This is a genomic window from Polaromonas sp. P1_G2 (assembly GCF_056405515.1).
The window spans coordinates 1-1219 of sequence record NZ_JBFUBY010000511.1 but is presented as its reverse complement, the minus strand read 5'-3'; the positions used below and the strand labels follow the sequence as shown (position 1 = coordinate 1219).

General features: G+C 65.5%; 1 protein-coding gene. It reads right to left on the bottom strand.

Going from position 1 to position 1219, the window contains the following annotated elements:
• A partial coding sequence (gene ppsA / locus AC1D0P_RS25780) for a phosphoenolpyruvate synthase (RefSeq protein WP_477679327.1) occupies positions 1-1219 on the bottom strand: 1219 nt, incomplete at both ends.

Genomic DNA, 1219 nt, shown 5'->3' with positions numbered 1-1219 from the left:
GGCCCACGCCGTGGTTGGGTACCTGGCAGAAGTCAAAGGCCAGCTGCGGGTTGCCCACGTTCATCATGATCTTGAGGTCTATCGGCGGCATCGCGCCGCGCTGCACCTCGGTCACCTCGGTTTCGAGCAGGCCGTCATAGATGTTGCCGGTGTCGCCCTCAGCGCAGCTCACCGTCACCAGCATGCCGTCCTTGAGCGTCTCGGTCGCGTCGCCGCAGCCGACCACGGCCGGGATGCCGAGTTCGCGCGCGATGATGGCCGCGTGGCAGGTGCGGCCGCCGCGGTTGGTGACGATGGCGCTGGCGCGCTTCATCACCGGCTCCCAGTTCGGGTCGGTCATGTCGGTGACCAGGATGTCACCGGCCTGCACCTGGTCCATGTCCTTGATGTCATGCACGATGCGGACCGGGCCGGTGCCGATTTTCTGGCCGATCGCCCTGCCCTCAGCCAATACCGTGCCGGTGCCCTTGAGCGTATAGCGCTGCTCGGCCTTGCCCTTGGCCTGGCTCTTCACCGTCTCGGGGCGCGCCTGCAGGATGTAGAGCTGGCCGTCGGTGCCGTCCTTTCCCCATTCGATGTCCATGGGGCGGCCGTAGTGCGCCTCGATGATCAGCGCGTAGCGCGCCAGTTGCTCGACGTCCTCGTCGCTCAGCGAATAGCGGTTGCGCAGCTCGGTCGGTACGTCGGTGGTCTTGACCAGCTTGCCGCCGGATTTTTTCTCTTCCGGCGTGGTGAATTCCATCTGCAGCAGCTTGCTGCCCAGGTTGCGGCGGATCACCGCGCGCTTGCCGGCCTTGAGCATGGGCTTGTGCACGTAGAACTCGTCGGGGTTGACGGCGCCCTGCACCACGGTTTCGCCCAGGCCGTAGCTGGAGGTGATGAAGACCACGTCTTCAAAGCCGCTTTCCGTGTCTATGGTGAACATCACGCCGGCCGCGCCCTTGTCGCTGCGCACCATGCGCTGGATACCGGCCGACAGCGCCACGTCGGAATGGGCGAAGCCCTGGTGCACGCGGTAGCTGATGGCGCGGTCGTTGTAGAGCGAGGCGAACACCTCTTTCATCTTGTGCAGCACGTCCTCGATGCCGACCACGTTCAGGAAGGTTTCCTGTTGGCCCGCGAAGGACGCGTCGGGCAAATCCTCGGCCGTGGCGGAGGAGCGCACCGCGAAGCTGGCCTGGGCATTGCCGGCACTCAGGACGGCGAAGCTGTCCCGCAC